General features: G+C 72.2%; 18 protein-coding genes. 11 read left to right on the forward strand and 7 right to left on the reverse strand.

Going from position 1 to position 16,616, the window contains the following annotated elements; genetic code table 11:
- Positions 1-102: 102 nt before the first annotated feature.
- Both AVL61_RS03030 and AVL61_RS03035 read left to right on the forward strand, forming a co-directional pair.
- A complete protein-coding gene (locus AVL61_RS03030) occupies positions 103-720 on the forward strand; it encodes a hypothetical protein (protein WP_197412624.1) in 618 nt (205 codons plus the stop codon).
- Positions 721-829: 109 nt separating this feature from the next.
- On the forward strand, positions 830-1,858 hold the full coding sequence (locus AVL61_RS03035; RefSeq protein ID WP_058872874.1) for an FAD-dependent oxidoreductase: 1,029 nt from the start codon (positions 830-832) through the stop codon (positions 1,856-1,858).
- 58 nt (positions 1,859-1,916) lie between these two features.
- Here the strand turns inward: AVL61_RS03035 and AVL61_RS03040 are convergent, their stop codons facing one another.
- Positions 1,917-2,561 (reverse strand): NAD(P)H-binding protein, encoded by a 645-nt coding sequence (locus AVL61_RS03040; RefSeq protein WP_058872875.1) that lies wholly within the window; start codon positions 2,559-2,561, stop codon positions 1,917-1,919.
- 334 nt (positions 2,562-2,895) lie between these two features.
- Between AVL61_RS03040 and AVL61_RS03045 the strand changes: the two genes are divergently transcribed.
- Positions 2,896-3,342: a hypothetical protein gene (locus tag AVL61_RS03045; RefSeq protein ID WP_058872876.1), complete on the forward strand. Its 447-nt coding sequence runs from the start codon at positions 2,896-2,898 to the stop codon at positions 3,340-3,342.
- A 58-nt stretch (positions 3,343-3,400) separates the two neighbouring features.
- On the opposite strand, the gene AVL61_RS03050 is transcribed toward AVL61_RS03045, so the two are convergent.
- The 4 genes from AVL61_RS03050 to AVL61_RS18570 all read right to left on the reverse strand — a co-directional run bounded on the left by AVL61_RS03050 (position 3,401) and on the right by AVL61_RS18570 (position 7,140).
- Positions 3,401-3,727, reverse strand: coding sequence for a GYD domain-containing protein (locus tag AVL61_RS03050; RefSeq protein ID WP_058872877.1), 327 nt, complete (start codon positions 3,725-3,727; stop codon positions 3,401-3,403).
- Positions 3,728-3,875: 148 nt separating this feature from the next.
- Entirely contained in the window at positions 3,876-4,304 is a 429-nt protein-coding gene (locus AVL61_RS03055) for a DUF1801 domain-containing protein (RefSeq protein ID WP_058872878.1), read from the reverse strand.
- Positions 4,305-4,765: 461 nt separating this feature from the next.
- Positions 4,766-5,713, reverse strand: coding sequence for a helix-turn-helix domain-containing protein (locus tag AVL61_RS03060; RefSeq protein WP_058872879.1), 948 nt, complete (start codon positions 5,711-5,713; stop codon positions 4,766-4,768).
- A gap of 233 nt (positions 5,714-5,946) precedes the next feature.
- On the reverse strand, positions 5,947-7,140 hold the full coding sequence (locus AVL61_RS18570) for a thermonuclease family protein (RefSeq protein ID WP_058872880.1): 1,194 nt from the start codon (positions 7,138-7,140) through the stop codon (positions 5,947-5,949).
- A 275-nt stretch (positions 7,141-7,415) separates the two neighbouring features.
- Between AVL61_RS18570 and AVL61_RS03070 the strand changes: the two genes are divergently transcribed.
- The 6 genes from AVL61_RS03070 to AVL61_RS03095 all read left to right on the forward strand — a co-directional run bounded on the left by AVL61_RS03070 (position 7,416) and on the right by AVL61_RS03095 (position 12,534).
- Positions 7,416-8,318 (forward strand): nuclease-related domain-containing protein, encoded by a 903-nt coding sequence (locus AVL61_RS03070; RefSeq protein ID WP_231738263.1) that lies wholly within the window; start codon positions 7,416-7,418, stop codon positions 8,316-8,318.
- Positions 8,319-8,503: 185 nt separating this feature from the next.
- Positions 8,504-8,773 carry a ribbon-helix-helix domain-containing protein gene (locus tag AVL61_RS03075; protein ID WP_058872881.1) on the forward strand — a complete coding sequence of 90 codons (270 nt, stop codon included), beginning with the start codon at positions 8,504-8,506 and terminating at the stop codon, positions 8,771-8,773.
- 198 nt (positions 8,774-8,971) lie between these two features.
- A complete protein-coding gene (locus tag AVL61_RS03080; RefSeq protein ID WP_058872882.1) occupies positions 8,972-9,268 on the forward strand; it encodes a hypothetical protein in 297 nt (98 codons plus the stop codon).
- Positions 9,269-9,302: 34 nt separating this feature from the next.
- A complete protein-coding gene (locus AVL61_RS03085; RefSeq protein ID WP_231738264.1) occupies positions 9,303-10,688 on the forward strand; it encodes a M20/M25/M40 family metallo-hydrolase in 1,386 nt (461 codons plus the stop codon).
- A gap of 80 nt (positions 10,689-10,768) precedes the next feature.
- Complete coding sequence (locus AVL61_RS03090; RefSeq protein WP_231738265.1) at positions 10,769-11,038, forward strand: hypothetical protein; 270 nt, start codon at positions 10,769-10,771, stop codon at positions 11,036-11,038.
- A 113-nt stretch (positions 11,039-11,151) separates the two neighbouring features.
- Entirely contained in the window at positions 11,152-12,534 is a 1,383-nt protein-coding gene (locus tag AVL61_RS03095) for an esterase-like activity of phytase family protein (protein WP_058872884.1), read from the forward strand.
- A gap of 162 nt (positions 12,535-12,696) precedes the next feature.
- Here AVL61_RS03095 and AVL61_RS03100 read toward each other — a convergent pair whose 3' ends face one another.
- Positions 12,697-13,647, reverse strand: coding sequence for an NAD(P)-dependent oxidoreductase (locus AVL61_RS03100; protein ID WP_058872885.1), 951 nt, complete (start codon positions 13,645-13,647; stop codon positions 12,697-12,699).
- Positions 13,648-13,772: 125 nt separating this feature from the next.
- On the reverse strand, positions 13,773-14,690 hold the full coding sequence (locus AVL61_RS03105; protein ID WP_058872886.1) for a LysR family transcriptional regulator: 918 nt from the start codon (positions 14,688-14,690) through the stop codon (positions 13,773-13,775).
- Between the two features lie 148 nt (positions 14,691-14,838).
- Between AVL61_RS03105 and AVL61_RS03110 the strand changes: the two genes are divergently transcribed.
- Together AVL61_RS03110 and AVL61_RS03115 are read left to right on the forward strand one after the other, a co-directional pair.
- The gene (locus AVL61_RS03110; RefSeq protein ID WP_058872887.1) at positions 14,839-15,906 is read left to right on the forward strand and encodes a cyclase family protein; all 1,068 of its coding nucleotides are present in this window, start codon (positions 14,839-14,841) and stop codon (positions 15,904-15,906) included.
- Positions 15,906-16,616 carry an SDR family oxidoreductase gene (locus AVL61_RS03115; protein WP_058872888.1) on the forward strand — a complete coding sequence of 237 codons (711 nt, stop codon included), beginning with the start codon at positions 15,906-15,908 and terminating at the stop codon, positions 16,614-16,616. Before AVL61_RS03110 ends, AVL61_RS03115 begins: the two co-directional genes overlap by 1 nt.

Consider the following 16,616-nt stretch of genomic DNA (forward strand, 5'->3'; position numbering starts at 1 on the left):
GCAGGGTCGCCGCACGGCGACCGGAACCCTCCTCCGCGCGCGACCGAACCGACGCCTCCCGCCTGATGCCGGAGCAGGGCGCTGCTCCGTAGCGTCGGCGGCATGAAGCACCTGCCTGACACCCCCGCGGCGACCCGCACGCCCGGCCGCTCGCCCGGAGAGCCCACCCGGCCCGTCGCACACCGTCTCGCCCTGCCGGTCCTGACCGCCTACCTGTGGATCACCATGACCCTCTTCGGCGCCATCGTGCTGGAGACGTTCATGGTGTACCCCAATGTCTTCCACGACCCGCCGGCCTCCCTGGAGCTGGGCATGGAGTTCCTCGCCGTGAGCGGCCCCTCCGACTTCTTCCCCCCGCTCGGCCTCGCCGCCTGGGTGCTCGGGGCGGCCTCCCTGGTCCTGTGCCGGCGGATGCCCACGGTGCGCTGGTGGGTGCTGCTGAGCCTGACCATGTTCGTGGCGGAGGGGGTGGTCTCGATGCTGTACTTCTGGCCGCGCAACGACATCATGTTCCTCGAGGGCACGGCCGTGCACTCCGCCGAGCACCTCCGCCAGGTCGCCGACGAGTTCGTGACCTGGCACGCCCGCTCCCGCATGGTCCTCAACTCGGTCGCGGCAGTCGCCGCCTTCACCGCCTTCGTCAAGGCCTACCGGCACCGGCTCCTCGGTCCGGAGGCGACCAGCGGGCACCGTCGCCACCCATCGGGCGCGCGAGCGTAGACACTGGAACGGGGTGTCCACGGCCGGACGCGGACACCCCGGTTCCCCGAGAGGATCTTCCGGCCCGGACGCGAGTCCCGGCCGGGGACCACCGACTCCAGGAGGTCCCGTGCGCGGATCAGCCGTCGTCGTCGGGGCCGGCATCGCCGGCCTCGCCACAGCCCGCGGCCTGCTCGGCGCGGGCTGGGACGTGCACGTGCTCGAGCGCTCGCCGGGCCTGCCCGGCACCGGCACGGCCCTGGGCATGTGGCCCGAGGCGATGCGGGCCCTGGACCGGCTGGGGGCGGGGGAGCGCGTCCGGGCCACCTCCGTCGAGCAGCGCGGGGCGCGGCTCCTCCGGCCGGACGGGACCGAGATCGCCCACGTCGACCTGGACCGGGCCGCTCGGCTGGTCCCGCGCCCAGCGCTCCTGGCGGCACTGGCCGAGGGCCTTCCCCCGGGCCTCGTCGCGTGGAACGCCCCGGTCGCCGACCACCGTGCGCTGCCCGCGGCCGACCTCGTGGTCGCCGCCGACGGCGTGCACAGCCCCGTCCGCGCCGTGCTCTTCGGCGTCGCCCCGCGCCCGCTGGGCACCGTGGCCCTCCGCGGCACCGTCCCGGGCCGGGCGGACGGGACCACCGAGACCTGGGGGCCGGCGCGGCTCTTCGGCATCACCCCGCACGACGACGAGCACACCAACTGGTTCGCCAGCGTCCGCGCCGACGTGCTCGCCTCCGCGGGGCGCGGCCGCACCGACCCGGAGGTCCTGCGCCATCTCTACGGGGACTGGCACCCGGCCGTGCGGCGCGTCCTGGACGCCCTCGGGGACAGCCCGATCGACCGGCGCACGCTGCTCGACGTGCCCCCGTTGCCCTCCTGGGTGAGCGGGCGGACCGCGCTCCTCGGCGACGCCGCCCACGGCATGGCACCGAACCTCGGCCGGGGCGCGTGCGAGGCGCTGCTCGACGCCACGGCCCTCGTCGATGCGCTGACCGCGACCCCGGACGTGCCCGGCGCCCTGCGCCGGTACGACGCCGCGCGCCGCCGGCGGGTCACCCGTACGGTGCGCGTGGCCCGCCTGGCGAACGGCGTCAGCACGGCCCGGCACCTGCTGCCCGTGCGCAACGCCGTCGTCAGCGCGGCGGCACGGCTGGTGTGACCGGCCGCGCGCCCGCGTCCCGGGCCGGTGACACTGCCGTCCCCGGCGGAACCGGGCGTCAGTTGCTGACGGCCGGGGCGTCCCGGATGTAGGCGGTCTCCAGGATCTGGGAGGTGGTGAACCGCGCGATGTCGGCGGCGGTGGCCGAGGAGCCCACGGCGCCGGGGCCGAAGAACCCCACGTACTTCAGTCCCCGGGCGCTGCCGCCGGTGACGTGCATGAACCGCACGATCGTCCAGTCCAGCCCGGACTCTGCGACCACCTGCAGCATCCCTGCCATCTGCCGGTAGGCGCGCGGATCGAGGTGGCGGGCCAGGAACCGGTGGACCTTGATCCGGGTGGTGGGCCTCTCCTTGGGGCACAGGGTCACCACCGGGGTGCCGTGGCCGATGTAGCGGCGGATCCCGCGCCGGCGCATGCCGGCCACGATGTGACCGGCGCCCTCGACCAGGTCCAGGCCGCGGGCACGGGGCCGCACGCGCGGGTCCAGGGTGTTGACCACCGCCTCGGCACCGTCGAGTGCGGTGTCGACGGCCGCAGGGTCGGTGATCTGCCCGGTGACCAGCTCCACGTCCTCGCCCCAGGCGGGCGGCACGTGCGCGGCGTCGGTGACGAGGGCGACGACCTCGTAGCCGCGGAACAGCAGGTCCTCGACGAGCTCCTGGCCGATGGGACTGACAGCCCCGAACACGGTGACCTTCATCTGTCCCCCACCCGGTCCCGTTGTACGGACGAATTGCTTGCACCCTAGATCACGGCATTTTTAAATGAAATGCCATGGAGGACGTGTGACGTCCACAGATGGGGGCGCCGGCCGTCGAGCGGCAGGGCGGACCGGGACGTCCGCAGCATGCCGGGGCCGCCCCACCAGGGGCGGAACCGGATCAGGGGCGGGTGTCCCCGGCGCTGACGGCGTCCCAGCCCGTGGGCTGTTGTGGGGACAGTGCGGCCGAATTGTGACTCATCGGTAGCCAGTAAGCTGATGACAACACATCGACCGGGCTTCTCTCCCCTCCCACCCACGAAGCGAGACGACGATGATCACCCCCGAGATCCTCCAGGCCGTCAAGGACCTGGTGCAGACCCCGCCCCCGGCCGGCGTGCGGGTGGACCGGTTCGAGATCGTCGACGAGGTCGCCGAGCTCTCCCTGTCCTTCCGGGCCGACGTGCTCGAGAGCGTCCTGGCCTCCGAACTGGCCGCCACCGGCGGCCCCGCCGACTGGGACGACCCCCGCGCCCCGATGGACGAGGGCTCACCCACCTGGGCCTATGCCGGCGGGATCGCCGCCCTGCTGCACCACGGCTACTTCAACCAGACGATCCTCGCCCAGCACGAGGCCGCGCTGCAGCAGATCCTGACCGAGCACGGCCATCCCGGGACGCCGGTGACCGCCACCGCCACCTACACCGCCGCCGAGCTCATGCCCCACTACCGCAAGCTCAAGGCCGAGCACCTCGAGCAGCTGAGCGCCCCGCAGGGCTGAGGGGCGGGACGGCCGGGCGGTGGGCACGGGGCTCCGCCGCTCCGGGCCGTGGGTCCGGTCAGGTCCCGGGCGGCCGGTACTTGATCTGCTGGGCCTGGTGCAGGGCCTCCAGCGTCTCCTCGACGCTCATGAGCACCGTGGTCTCCAGGGAGCTCACGGCCCCGCCGCCGGTGATGGCCAGGGCCACCGCGGCCATGGACACGTCGTCGGGCGCTTCCCAGAGGCTGTAGCCGTCGTGCTCGCCGAAGGCGTACCAGAACCCGTGCAGCGTCCCGCCGACCGATTCGATGCAGTCCTGGCCCGCCGGGCGGCGGTCCTCGGGGTGGGAGATCAATCGGGCCCAGGTCTCGGGGGTGTAGCGGAATTTCGACAGATAGAGCGGCATCGTCCTGTCCCCTCGTGTCCGTCCCGTCGGATTCGATCAGGAGTGTGCTGACCGTAGGCACGCGGCGGGGCCGGCCCCAAGGGGGTCCGCCGGATCGTCGCCGGTCCGTGACCCATGGCGTCTCCGTGTCGGCGCCGGCGGCGTCCGGTCAGCTCGAGGCGCCGTCGCGGGCGCGGTCCGTCCACGGGCCGTCGCCGAGCTTGGCGTAGGACGCCGCGACGATCTGCTCGAGGACCTCCAGGTCCACGGCGTCGAGGTCCTTGAGGTAGATGCAGCCCACGCCGGTGGTGTGCGGGCCCAGGCGGGCCAGGTTCTCCTGGTGGGCGTCCACGCCGTCGTACACGTAGACCGTCGTCGCCGCCTTGCGTGCGGCGAAGCCGGCCGCGGGGGCATCCCCCTCGTGGCCGCTCGCGTACTTGTAGTGGTACTGGCCGAAGCCCACAACGGTGCCCCACATCTCGGCCGGTTGCCCGGTGACGCGGGTGAGCAGCGGGACGAGGCGCTCGGCGTCGGCCCGCCGCCGCTTCGGCGTGACCCCAGCGAGGTGTTCCTCGACCGGTTGTCCTGTCTTCTCCACGGCGGGCTCCTCGGGGTCGCTGGGACGACGATCGTCTCAGGGACCAGGGTCCCCGGCCCGTCCGACACGGCAGCGCAGGGATGGCCGATCACGGCCGCCGGGGTGGCTGGAGGCGGAACGGCCCCCCAGCACGTTCCGTCCCCAGCGCTGTCCCCCCGTGGGCGGATGACCGGCGGCGGGCTGCGGACTGCGTTGTCCGGGCAGCCTCTCTGCCGGTCAGGAAGGTCGCACCGGGGCCCTGGTCGGCCCATGGATGGCGCCCCTTCCGCCCACCATGATGTGGACCGGGTCACAGCCGAATCAAACGGGCGTGCAACATCGGCGGCTTTGGACGAGACATTCATGTGCACCAGCAAACAACCCCTTTGGTCCGATGGCCGCTCCTTCCGGGCGGGCGCGCCACGGTGTGCCATGGACCCGGCCCGTGCCGTGCTCCGGTCCCCGGCGGGCCGGCCGTGGGGTCAGCGGTACAGGGTGGTGCTGGGCGGCACGCCGTAGATGGCGCGGTAGCGGGATGCGAAGCGCCCGGAGTGGGCGAAGCCCCACCGGGCGGCGATGCCGGCCACGGTCTCCCCGGTGGTGGGATCGGCGTGCAGGAGCTCGGCGTGGGCGCCGGCCAGCCGTGCCTGGGCCAGGTACTCGGTGGGGCTGAGCCGGTGCGGGTGATTGGCGCGGAAGGCCTGGACCAAGGTGGGGGTGGGAGTGTTCGCCGCCCGGGCGGCGTCGTCGACGGTGATCGGCTGGTGGGCGTGGTCGTCGATGAACTGTTTGGCGATGCGGTAGCGGCGGGTCTGGGCGGCCATGGACAGGGCGCGCAGCTCCTGGTCCCCGACCAGGGGGAAGCACTCGAGCAGCGCCACGGCCAGGTGCCGGGTGAGGCCGGCGCGCACCAGCGGGGCGTCGAAGGCCCCGGAGTCCACGAGCTCCTGGGCCAGGCGGGTCAGGGAGGACCAGTACTGGCCCAGCCGGGGGGTGAGCGGGTGGGCGGAGGCGAACGCCACCGGGGTGTTCTCGGTGCCGTAGACGGTCTCGGCGATGTCCTGCACCACGTCCGCGGTGAGGTAGACGTTGCTGGCCCGCAGGGAGTCCACCACGAACAGGGTCGGGCTGGACGGGGTGATCAGCACCGGGGCGCCGATCCCGGTGCCGGACTCGGTGCGGGTGGACCAGTCGCACCGGCCGGCGGTGCGCTGGACCACGCTGAACATCTCGGTGTCCCCCCAGGAGGAGTAGGACCCTTCCACCTCCACCCGCGCCAGGGACACGTCCTCGTCCCCGGTCCTCTCCTCCCGGTAGGACAGGCCGCGCTCGGAGGGCTGGAAGGAGAAGCGCGCCCCGATGGTCTCGAACAGCAGCATCACGGCGTCCGGGTCCTCGGCTGCGAGCTCGAGATGGAAGGCCTCGCTCACCGGATCCACCCCCCTGGCCCGGGCCGCGCACCGGGGGCGGCGAGGACCGACCGGGTGTCCCGGCGGGACAGGGGCGCGTGGATGGTCATGTCAGGACCCTCGTCATGGAGGTGCAACGGGGCAGGGGTCGTGCTGGGCCCTATGATCCTCCCCGGCTCCGGCTACCACCAGCGGATCCCGGCCCGTGACGCCGGGCCGTCCCCCGGGTTCCGGGCCATCCGGCCCCGTCGGGGTCAGCAGGGCTTGAAGAACTTCCCCCCGGGCGCGTAGCACCGCGGACCGGTGTAGCCGGGGATGTCCGCGTAGTACCCCGGAGGGGCCTGGTTGACGATGTTGGCGCCCGGGTTCGGGGCGGGCTTCGGCGCAGGGGCAGGGGCAGGGGCCGGGGCCGGTGCGGGAGCGGGAGCCAGCCTGGGTGCGGGCGCAGGGGCCGCCGGGGCGGGAGCCGGGGCCGGTGCCGGCGCGGGCGCCCGTCGGACGGCGTCGGCTGCCGCCTGCCGGGCTGCTTCTGCCTGACGGGCCGCTTCGGCCTGCCGGTCGGCCTCCGCCTGGCGTGCTGCCTCGGCCTGCCGGCGCTCCTCGTCTGCCGCCGCGCGCTCTGCGGCCTCCGCCTCCGCCGCGCGGCGCTGCTCGGCGGCGCGCTCCTGGAGGGCGGCGACGTCCTGGCGGACTCCGGCGATCCCCCGCTTCAGCGACGGCATCCCGACCAGGTGGCGGACGTGCGGATGGGTGTCGCCGTCGATCGCGTCGAGGGCCGCGAGGAAGGCGACGGCGGCCGCGACCTCACCGGCCGGGTCGGCGAGATCCGCAGGCGTGGCGTCGGCGAGCGCGCTCGCGGCCTGCTGCACCTGCGCCGGGACGGTGCAGCCGTGGGCGGGGTCGAGCAGGCCGGCCTGCTGCTGCTCGGCCTCGGCGAAGGCCTCCTCCACCGGCGGCAGGAAGCGGTCGTTCGGCGCGATGTAGAGCGGCGTGCCCAGGCCCTGGCGGGCGATCTCGGCGTTGACCAGGGTGCCGTTCTGCAGGAACACCCCGGCCAGGGTGCGGTCGTAGGAGTCGGTGCGCTCCTGGTCGTACTCGAGGCCCACCACGGTCCCCTGCGGCAGGAGCTCCTCCAGCAGGGCGGTGGCCTCCGGCCCGAGGCACTCGACGACCTCGTTCGGGTCCTTGGTCTCCGGGGTGTCGATGTTGAGCAGCCGCACACGGACCACCTCGCCGCCCCGCCGGACGTCGACGGTGTCGCCGTCGATCACCCGCTCCACCACGGCGCGCTCGCCGCGCAGCTCCGGGGCGGCGGACGTCTCGGTCGAGGAGGTGTTCGACGACGACGGCGTCGCGTCGCTGGAGGCCGCCGTCCCGCCGCAGCCGGTCAGGAGCAGGAGGACGAGCGCCGAGGCGCCCAGGCGGAGGGAAACCGGGGGAGGTGTCACGGGGGGTCCTGTCAGGAAGTCGTCAGTTCCCCTCCAGCTTATGGATGCACATGCAATCACCGGGGGAGGCTGATGTCCCCAGTTCAGGGGGTGGAGCTTCTTGCGCGGGGGAGTGGTGCGTCCGTCCTGCTCCGGGGGAGCGTCACAATGCGGGGTCCAGCGGCACCGGCTTGTCGTATGCGAATGCAAAGACATGAAATACAGGGACACCGTTCTGCTCTGCTCGAAAGCTGTCCACCATGACGCCCTCCACGGACCCCACTTTTCAGCCTCCTGTGCCCATCCGCACCTTGGGGTTCGCCGCCTTCCGGCTCCTCGGCCCGGTGGCGGGTACCACCGCCCAGGAGTTCTCGTCGAGTCCGTCGAGCCTGTTGAGCCGGAGCCCAGGGCAGTCGGTCATCGCCGAGACGCTGCGCCTCCAGGGTGACGAGCCGCCCCGGGCGTGGTGGCAACGACTGGTCGGGAGCAGTCCCCTCGGTGCCTCCGGCCGATCCTGGTTCCATGGTGCACTGGGAGAGATCGCGGTCGGTCAGATCCTCCGCGGCCTGGGCTCGGAGTGGACGGTGCTCCACGCTGTTCCGGTCGGCGCCGGGGCCTCGGACATCGACCACGTCCTGGTCGGCCCCGCGGGAGTGTTCACGCTCAACACGAAGAACCACGCGGGCAAGAAGGTCTGGGTCGGTGAGCGCGCGATCCTCGTCGACGGGCACAGGCAGCACTACCTCTCCCGCGCTCGTCATGAGGCGGCGCGGGCGGCCAAACGGTTGAGCGCGGTGGTGGGGGAGCAGGTGCCGGTCACCCCGGTGCTGGTGCTGATCGAACCGAAGGACCTGACGATCAAGCAACGACCCGCGGGGGTCCACGTCATCACCGACCGGCGACTGCTGCGCTGGCTGCGGCGCCGTCGCCCCGCCCTGGCGCCTGAACAGGTCGCCCGGATCACGGCCGCAGCCGTGGTCCCGAAGACCTGGCACAACAGCCCCCCGCCGTCCGAAGACCCCATCGCGCTGCAGGAGCGCTTCGACGGGCTTCGGGCTTCCGTGCGGAGCGCGCGGCGCCGGCGTGCGCTGTGGGAACTCGCACTGCTCATCGGGGGCGTTGCTGCCGCCGTCAACACCGGCCCGGACCTCCTGGCGGCCCTGCTCGGCGCCGGTCCGGGGTTCGGAGCGAACGCATAGTCCCAGTCCCTTCAGTGCGTGTGCTGTGTGACACCAATACCGCGCCCCTGATCGTTCCTGTCGGACCGGTTTCGTAATACGATTCATGGTGTGGAGATCCACCGATCCGCCCGCAAGCACGGCATCGGCGACGCCATGAAAGCCGAACCCCGGTACTTGGACCTGTTGCCATGAGGAGGAGAGCTATGACCAGCACACCGCGGACCTCCAAGGGCCGCCCTGTCACCGAGAACCAGATCGATCGCCTCGCTCGGGAGGCGGAGGCCGGATACGATCCGGCGGAGCTCCGGCGATCCGGCGGACGCAGGCCGATCGGCTCCGCCGCGGCCCGAGTCGTTCCCGTCCGCCTGGACCCCGAGCTGGACGCCGCTCTGAAGCAGCGAGCGCAGTCCGACAACACCACTGCCAGCGAGGTCATCCGCGACGCCCTCCACGCGTGGCTCAAGAGCGCCTGACGGGACTGCGGCCCCTCTGAGCGACGGGCAGGCGGCGTTCAGAAGTGCAGCACGGCCGGCGCGAAGGCGCGCCCCCAAGGGCTCGGCGGAGCTCGCGTTCTCAGCGGCGGGCCGTCATCTCCCGTCCGTCCGGACCATTCCGGCCGCTCGGACCTAAAATGGAGACCCGCAACGGACTTTTCCGGAGGAGCGTGCGTGATGGCTTTCGTGCAGCTGATCGAATACACCACCTCGAGGCCGGAGGAGGTGGCCGAGGTCCTCGCGGAGTGGCAGCAGTCCTCCCAGGGGAAACGCACGGCTCGCCGCGTCCTGTCGGCGACGGACCGCAACGATCCGAAGCGCTTCGTCGAGATCGTCTTCTTCGACTCCTACGAGTCCGCCATGGAGAACTCGCAGCTCCCGGAGACCCAGGAGTACGCCCGGAAGCTGACCGAGCTCATGGACGGGGAGCCCGTGTTCCGGGACCTCGACGTCGTGGAGGACCGCGAGCTCTAGGGCCCGGCAGCGAGTGTTCTCCGCGGAGGTGACCGTGACCGCCGACCACGAGATGCACTCCTACCTGACAGCACACCTCCCCGAGATGCTGGACAAGCTGAAGGAGTGGGTGCGGATCCCCTCGGTGGCCGCGGCCCCGGAGCACGAGCACGATCTGCTGCGCTCGGCGCACTGGCTGGCCGGGGCGCTGCGTGACACGGGCTTCCCCACCACGCAGATCTGGCCGGGCGCCTACGGCCCGGCCGTCCACGCCGCCTGGTGCGAGGCTCCCGGTGCACCCACGGTGCTGGTCTACAGCCACCACGACGTGCGGGCGGTCAAGGAGGAGAACTGGGACCAGACGTCCCCCTTCGACCCGGTGGCCCGGGACGGGCGGCTCTACGGCCGGGGCGCCTCGGACGCCAAGGGCCAGGTCCTCGCCCACCTGTGGGGCGTCCGGGCGCACCTGGCCGCCACCGGGCGAGAGGTGCCGGCCGTGAACCTGAAGTTCCTGGTCGAGGGCGAGGAGGAGGCCGGGTCCCCGGGCCTGGCCCAATTGATCCAGGACCACCCGGAGGAGCTGGCCGCGGACGTGGTGATCTTCTCCGACACGCTGCTGTGGCGCGCCGATCACCCAGGACTGTGCACCGGGGTGCGCGGGATGCTCAGCGCGCACCTGGAGATCCACGGGCCCTTCACCGACATCCACAGCGGGGCCGTGTCCGGGGTCGCCCCCAACCCCGCCCTGGAGATGGCCCGGGTCCTCGCCCAGCTCTACGACGAGGACGGCAGGATCACCCTGCCCGGCTTCTACGACCGCGTCCCGGAGATCCCCGACGCCCGGCGGGCGGAGCTGGCAGCACTGCCCTTCGACGAGGGGGACTGGCTGGCCCGCACCCACACGCGCAGCATCGGCGGGGAGGCCGGCTACACCGTGCTGGAGCGGCTGTGGGAACGGCCCGCCCTGGAGGTCATCGCCCTGATCGCCGGCGACCCCACGGAGGTCTCGAGGGCGGTGATCCCCTCGATGGCGGCGATGGACCTGAGCATCCGCACGGTGGTCGGCCAGAAGGTGCAGGAGGTGGCCGAGCAGCTGCGCACCTGGGTGGCCGAGCGGGTCGGGGACGGCTACGAGTACGAGCTGACCGTGTCGACCAAGACCTCCCAGGAGGCCTACCGCACCCCGGACCACCCCGTGGTGGAGGCCCTGGCCCGGGCCATGGCCGCCGGTTTCGGGGTGGACGAGGTGGGACGGATGGGCAACGCCGGGGGCGGGCCGGCCGACCTGCTCGCCACCGCGCTGGAGGCACCGGTGGTGTTCTTCGGCACCGGGCTGCTCGAGGACAACTGGCACAACAGCGACGAGAGCGTCCGCACGGACCTGCTGCTGGCCGGGGCCGCCACCCTCGCCCACCTGTGGGACGAGCTGGGCCGGGCGTAGTCGGGGCCCGGGGGGCGGGAGTCGCGGCAGCGTGCGCGCTCCCTGTTGCGGACGCCTCCCCGGAGGCGCACAGTTCTGCTATGAGAACGACGACGCCGTTGTTCGTGCTGGCCGTGGTGGTCGCGGCCCTGGCCCAGCTGGTGGCCGGCTACTTCTACATGGCCAGCGGCCTGATGGCCCCGCTGTGGGCCATCGCGCTCCTGGGCGTGTGGTGGGTGCTCCTCACCTACGTCGGCGTGCGGCTGGTGCAGCGCCGGTCCTACCTGGTGCTCCTCGTCCCCGTCGTGGCCGGCGTGACCTGGTTCGCGGTCATGACGTTCGGGGAAGCGGTCCTCGGCTGGACGCCCTGAGTTCTCGGGCCGATTTCCGTTCACGGGGCGGTCACCTCGGGGTCGTCTGGCAGGCCTACTCTCGGCGACGCCGCGACTGCTCACCCGCGCGGCCCGTCCCGAGGAGTCTGCCCATGCGCACGTCCATCGTTTCCGCCGCCGTCCTGGCCCTGGGCCTGGGGTGCCTGAGCACCGGCCCGGCCGCCGCGAAGCCCGCGGCCGAGGAACTGCCCGCCGCCCCCGCCCTGTCCGGTTTCTCCGTGCTCCCCGCCGACACGTTCGTGCCCGGCTCGGAACCGTCGGGTGCTTTCCTCGACGGCCGCACGACGCCCGCCTACCCGGGGCAGCCCGTCCAGGGCTTCTCCGGGGTGCACGCCGCCGGTGACGGCACCTGGCTCGCCATGTCGGACAACGGGTTCGGCAACAAGGCCAACAGCCGCGACTTCCTGCTGGCCGTCCACCGCATCGCCCCCGACCTCGACGGAGGAGAGACCCAGGTGCTGGACACGATGCATCTCTCGGACCCGGAGGGCCACATCCCCTGGGACATCTGGCGCGACGGTGGGTGCGAGGCGGCCGGCGACCTGCCCGCCGGCTACGAGTGCCCCGTCCCGGACCGGGTGCTGACCGGCGGGGACTTCGACCTCGAGTCGATGCAGGTCGCCGAGGACGGCACCCTGTGGTTCGGTGAGGAGTTCGGCCCCTACCTGCTGCACACCGACGCCGAGGGACGCCTGCTGGAGGCCCCCATCAAGCTGCCCGGCGTGACCTCTCCCTCCGACCCGGACCCGGAGGCCCCGGCAGCCAACCTGGCGAACTCCAAGGGCTTCGAGGGCATGGCGATCGCCCCCAACTCCCGCACCCTGTACCCCATGCTCGAGGGCGCCACCGACGAGGACAAGACCGCCGGACTGGCCGCCGACCGTCGCATCTACGAGGTGACGCTGGGGGCGGGGAGCACGGCGACGACGTTCACCAGGGAGTACCTGCGCTACCGGATGGAGGCCGCCGACCACAACGTGGGCGACTTCATCGCGATCAACGCCCACGAGTTCCTGGTGATCGAGCGCGACGACACCCAGGGCACCGAGGCCGATTTCAAGAGGATCTACCTGGTGGACACCCGCGATCGTGACCGAGACGGATACGTGGACAAGCGTGAACTGGTGGACCTGATGGACGTGGCGGACCCGCAGGGGCTGGCCTCCGAGGACGGCACCTACCGGATGCCCTACTTCACGATCGAGGACCTGGAGATCCTCGACGAGAACACCATCGCGGTGCTCAACGACAATAACTACCGCGCCACCGGCGGGCGCGGGGAGGACGTCGTCGACGTCACCGAGTTCGCCACGATCGACCTGCCCGAGGACCTCAGGGTGGACCACCGTCTGCTCCCGGGTGCGGTCGAAGGACGACAGGGCGGGACGCACGGCCCGTCCCGGCCGGGCGAGACCCCGGCGCACTCCGCGACGGCCGCGGTCTCCTGGGTGGACTCCATGGTGCTGCCCGAGTAGGGCGACGCGGGGCAGGGCATCGACCCGGCCATCCGCGAGACCACCAAGGGCGTCAACGAGATCCAGGTCTAGAAGGCCTCCACCGCGGGCGCCACCAAGGTCTCCCGTCGTGCCGCGCTCGCCTGGGGCATGCCGCTCCCGTGCCGATCGGCGCGCTGCCGCTCAGGCTCGCGCCCGGTCGACCGGGTTGGTGAACCAGCCTCCCTGCGTCAACGCCTCGAGGTTCTCGCGCAGGAGGTCCGCGGCCCCAATGGGCCGGCCACCGGCCATGTGCGGGGTGATGGTCAGGTTGGGGGCCGACCACAAGGGGGAGTCCGCGGGCAAGGGTTCCTGGGCGGCGACGTCGATGGCCGCGCCGGCGATGGACCCGGTGCTGAGGGCCTCCACGAGAGCGTCCTCGTCCACGGTCGATCCCCGGCCCACGTTGACCACGAGGGCGTGCGGCGGAAGGGCGTCGAGCGTCTTGCGGTCCAGGGCGCGCTCCGTCGCGGGGTCGTGGGGCAGGACGAGGACGAGCACGTCGGTCCCGGGCAGGTGCTCGGGCAGCTGCTCCGGGGTGATGACCGGGTGCCCGCCGCGTTCGCCGGAACTCCGCGCGACGCCGGTGACCTGGCTGCCCAGAGCGGTGCACAGGTCGGCCAGGTGCTGCCCGATGGCGCCGAACCCCCAGATGAGGACCCGGGCATCGATGAGCGTGGTGACCCGGCCCTCGGGGTGCAGCGGCTGCAGGCCGCCCAGCTGCGGATCCCAGGTGCGCTCGCCCTGGCTCCGGGCCGCGGCGGGCAGCCGGCGGACCAGGTTCAGCAGGAGCGCCAGCGCGTGCTCGGTCACGGGACGGGTGTGCAGGCCGACACCGGAGCAGACGACCGCCTCCGCGCGGAACCCCGCCGCCAGCACGCTGTCCGGCCCGGCCGCCAACGCCTGGACGAGCTCCACGCGGGTGAGTCGGCGGGCTGTCTCCTGCAGGACGTCGCCGGAAGTGCCCCAGACGACGACGGCCTGCGCGTCGGCGTGCTCCGGCGGGACGGGCTCCGTCGCCGCGTAGCGGACGACCTCGTGGCCGGTGAGGTCCCCGGGGTCGATGTCGGTGGTGTCGGGAATCAGGATCTTCATCAGGTCATCGTCTCCCGGTCGGGACGGTGCGTCGAGCAACGGGGTGGCCGGCACGCGGTTGAGGCCACGGTGCAGGGCCCCGGTCCGTGTCTCTCGGCGTTCGGCCGCGTCCACAGCACGGGAGCTCACATGAGGACGTGCGGGGGAGAAATTTCCGGGGTCGGGATGATCTCCTCCATCGCCTCGAGGACGGCGTTGACGGCCGCCGAGTTCTCGTTCTTCCGCCAGACGATCACCGCGGCGAGATGCATCGGGGGCCCGGCGAGGTCGCGGTAGACCAGTCCGGGCGTGGCGATGTGCTGGACCGAGGACACTGTGATCGTGACCCCGATGCCCGCGGCGACGAGGCCGAGGATGGCGTAGGAGTCGGGTGCCTCCTGCAGGATCCGCGGAGTGAACCCGTGGGCGGCGGTGATGCGCATCATCGCGTCCCGCACGGTGGAGCCCTGGGTCGCCGGGAACGTCACGAACGGTTCGTCGGCGAGATCCTCCACGCGGACCGCAGTCCCGGCGGCCAGCGGGTGGTCGGCGGGCAGTGCGACGACGACCCGCTCGTGCACGAAGACGCGGCTGTTCACGTCCGAGCGTCGCACCGGCAGACGGGAAAAGCCGATGTCCACGGTGCCGGCCGCCACCTGGGCGGGAGCGGTGCCTCCGTACACCAGGCTCTGCAGAACCAGCTCTATGCCGGGATGCTCAGTGCGCACCGCGCGGGCCAACCGCGGAAGGAGCTCCCGGCTGCTCGCCCCGGCATAACCGATGCTCACCTTGCCGAAGACCTCGGAGCGGCCGACCAGCGCCGCGTGGCGCACGGCGTCCGCGTCGCGGAGCAGTGCGCGGGCGGGGTCCAGGGCGGCGGCGCCGGCATCGGTCAGGTGCACCGAGCGGGTGCTGCGGTCGAACAGGGTGGCGTTCAGCTCCCGCTCCAGCCTTCGGATCTGCTGGCTGAGCTGCGGCTGGGACACCCCGAGGCGGTCGGCGGCCCGGCTGAAGTGCAGTTCTTCTGCCACGGCCACGAAAGCTCTGAGGTGTCGGGTGTCCATTGTCCTATTTATAACGTTCTCGAATGCCTGTCGGAACGATTGTTCATTGGACGCCAATAACTTCTGCTGGCATCTTGAACCGTGGTCGTTGTCACACGTAGAAGTGTGCTGAACCACAGTCGGTCAACCGCCCGGGTGGAGGACGAACATGTCGAAGGAAGCGCTCGGGAGATCTCCGCGGTGGGTTCGACGTCCCGAGGACTCCACGTGGGGTGACTTCGGGCCCGACGACGCGCTCGGCCGCCTCAATCTGCTGACGCCCGAGAAGGTCCGGCAGGGCGTCGCCGAGGTGCAGGAGGGGCTGTCCTTCGCGCTGAGCCTGCCGCTGACGCTTCCGGGCGGCACAGCACTGAACCCGAATCGGCTGCCCCCGGTGGTCCGGCCGAACCGACGGCAGGGCCGGGTCAACTACAACTGCCGGATGGGCGAGCTCACCGCTGGTGCCACCGACGTGCTCAGCGACGACCTCGCCGTCCTCCACCTGCAGTACTCCACGCAGTGGGACTCGCTGGCGCACGCGGGGTCGATGTTCGACGCCGACGGCGACGGCGTGCCCGAGCCGGTGTACTACAACGGCTTCCGCGCCGGCACCGACGTGGTGGGACCGTCGTCGGTGGAGGACTCCGGCCTCGAGACCCTGCACGGTTCGACCACCTCGTCGGCCGGGCCGCTCGGCATCGACGGCATGGCGCGGACCGGTGTCCAGGGCCGTGCGGTGATGATCGACCTGCACGCCCACCTGGGCGACGACCGCGTCCTGGTGGACTTCGACCACCTGGAGGCGGTCATGGCCGCGGACCGGGTCGTGGTCGAGGAGGGTGACATCGTGTGCCTGCACACCGGCTGGAGCGAGAAAGTCCTGGCGATGGACGGAAACCCCGACCCGGAGCTGCTGCACGGCTCGGGCGCCGTCCTCGACGGGCGCGATCCCGCCCTGCTCAGGTGGATCACCGACTCCGGGCTGGCTGCCCTCGCCGCGGACAACTACGCCGTCGAGGCCTTCCCGGCGACCCCTGCCGAGCCGCCGTGCGCCCTCCTGCCCCTGCACGAGCACTGCCTGTTCAAGCTCGGCGTCCACCTCGGGGAGCTCTGGCGGCTCACGCCGCTGGCGGAGCACCTCCGGGCCCATGGGCGCAGTCGTTTCCTCCTCACCGCCCCTCCCCTCAACCTCCCCGGGGCGGCCGCCTCGCCCGTGACACCGATCGGAACCGTCTGATGAATGCTCACCCGCCCCGCCGCGTCCTCGTCACCGGGGGCGCCTCCGGCATCGGCGAGGCCATCGCCGAGCGCTGCCGTGCCGACGGTCTCGAGGTGGTGGTCATCGACCGTGCGGGCGGGGGGATCCGCGCCGACCTGTCGGATGCCGACTCGACTGCCGCCGCCCTCGACGAAGCGCTGGCGGACGGGCCCATCACCAGCATCGTCAACAACGTGGGCGCCGTCTTCCCCGGCTCCGCCGAGGAGCAGACCCTCGACGAGCTCGAGGCGGCGTGGTCGCTGAACCTGCGCAGCGCGATGCAGTGCACGCAGGCGCTGATCCCGTCCATGAAGGACGCCGGGTTCGGTCGGATCGTCACCATTTCCTCCCGTGCCGCACTCGGCAAGGAGCTGCGCTCCGCCTATGCCGCCACCAAAGCGGGGCTGATCGGGCTGACCCGTGTCTGGGCCCTCGAGCTGGGACGTCACGGCGTGACGGCGAACGCCATCGGTCCGGGACCGATCAGCACCCCGCTGTTCGAGGAGGCGAATCCGGCGGGCAGTCCGCGCACCCGGGCGATCGTGGACGCCGTTCCGGTCCAGCGCATGGGGACGCCCGAGGACGTCGCGCACGCCGCGTCGTACTTCCTCGACGAGCGCTCGGGCTTCGTCACGGGCCAGACCCTGTACGTGTGCGGCGGCATGACGGTCGGATCGGTGGCGATCTGA

The organism is Kocuria rosea subsp. polaris (assembly GCF_001483755.1).
In the GTDB taxonomy this organism is placed as follows: domain Bacteria; phylum Actinomycetota; class Actinomycetes; order Actinomycetales; family Micrococcaceae; genus Kocuria; species Kocuria cellulosilytica.

What these genes read in the sequence shown, in the direction of transcription:
- AVL61_RS03030 (WP_197412624.1), top strand. Translation starts at nt 103, where the DNA reads ATGAAGCACCTGCCTGACACCCCCGCGGCGACCCGCACGCCCGGCCGC.
- AVL61_RS03040 (WP_058872875.1), bottom strand. Translation starts at nt 2,561, where the DNA reads ATGAAGGTCACCGTGTTCGGGGCTGTCAGTCCCATCGGCCAGGAGCTC.
- AVL61_RS03045 (WP_058872876.1), top strand. Translation starts at nt 2,896, where the DNA reads ATGATCACCCCCGAGATCCTCCAGGCCGTCAAGGACCTGGTGCAGACC.
- AVL61_RS03050 (WP_058872877.1), bottom strand. Translation starts at nt 3,727, where the DNA reads ATGCCGCTCTATCTGTCGAAATTCCGCTACACCCCCGAGACCTGGGCC.
- AVL61_RS03075 (WP_058872881.1), top strand. Translation starts at nt 8,504, where the DNA reads ATGACCAGCACACCGCGGACCTCCAAGGGCCGCCCTGTCACCGAGAAC.
- AVL61_RS03080 (WP_058872882.1), top strand. Translation starts at nt 8,972, where the DNA reads ATGGCTTTCGTGCAGCTGATCGAATACACCACCTCGAGGCCGGAGGAG.
- AVL61_RS03090 (WP_231738265.1), top strand. Translation starts at nt 10,769, where the DNA reads ATGAGAACGACGACGCCGTTGTTCGTGCTGGCCGTGGTGGTCGCGGCC.
- AVL61_RS03095 (WP_058872884.1), top strand. Translation starts at nt 11,152, where the DNA reads ATGCGCACGTCCATCGTTTCCGCCGCCGTCCTGGCCCTGGGCCTGGGG.
- AVL61_RS03100 (WP_058872885.1), bottom strand. Translation starts at nt 13,647, where the DNA reads ATGAAGATCCTGATTCCCGACACCACCGACATCGACCCCGGGGACCTC.
- AVL61_RS03105 (WP_058872886.1), bottom strand. Translation starts at nt 14,690, where the DNA reads ATGGACACCCGACACCTCAGAGCTTTCGTGGCCGTGGCAGAAGAACTG.
- AVL61_RS03110 (WP_058872887.1), top strand. Translation starts at nt 14,839, where the DNA reads ATGTCGAAGGAAGCGCTCGGGAGATCTCCGCGGTGGGTTCGACGTCCC.
- AVL61_RS03115 (WP_058872888.1), top strand. Translation starts at nt 15,906, where the DNA reads ATGAATGCTCACCCGCCCCGCCGCGTCCTCGTCACCGGGGGCGCCTCC.